This window comes from Neisseria sp. P0024.S006 (genome assembly GCF_051956595.1).
GTDB lineage: Bacteria > Pseudomonadota > Gammaproteobacteria > Burkholderiales > Neisseriaceae > Neisseria.
Map to the genome: position 1 here is coordinate 1 of NZ_JBQCXH010000013.1, position 763 is coordinate 763.

Genomic DNA, 763 nt, shown 5'->3' on the forward strand with positions numbered 1-763 from the left:
TGGCTGTAGTTGACGGCGTCGGTGTCATCGGTACCGGCGGCTACGTTGGTGATCTTGTTGCCGGCGGCATTGATGCCGGACTTGGTCACACTCGGGCCGCCTGTGATGGTGAGGCCGTCTGAATTCATTTTGCTGTCGCCTGCGGTGACGCTGTCAACGGTGATGTCTTTGGCCAGTTTCAGCTGTGCACCACCGGCTACGGTTTCGCTGATGATGTTGCTGTCGCCTTTGACATTGATGGTGTCGCCCAATGCGTAGTTGTTGCTGCCGGTAGTACCGCCGAAGTTGATGCCTTTGGCGATGTTGGCGGCGTTGTTGGCGACGTTTTGGTTGGTCGCAAACAGTTGGCTGCCGTTGACGGCGTCTTTGCTGTTGGCATTGAGGTCGCCATCGGCTACGTTGGTCACTTTGTTACCGGCGTTGTTCAATCCGTCTTTGGTCAGTTTGACGTCGCCCGCTTTAATGCCGTCTTGGGTCAATGCGACATCGTCGCCTACTTTCACACCGTCGTTGTTAACGGTGGTGTCGCCGGCTTTGACGCTGTCCACCACCAGGTCTTTGTTCAGCTTAACGGTAACGGTATCGCCTTGGGCTGCGGTGGTGATGTTGTCGTCGCCGGCAACGGTCACGGTAGAACCGAGTTTTTCGACATTGGTGCTGCCGCTGTCGCCGTTGAAGGTCAGGCCTTTGGTGTCAACGGTGGTTTTGGCATCCACACCTTTTTGGATGTCGTCTTTGGTGTCTTGCGCCAAGTCGATGCTGT

General features: G+C 56.1%; 1 pseudogene. It reads right to left on the reverse strand.

The window, feature by feature from the left end:
* Nucleotides 1–763, reverse strand: a pseudogene (locus tag ACTHUF_RS11015) (hypothetical protein); the annotation flags it as partial.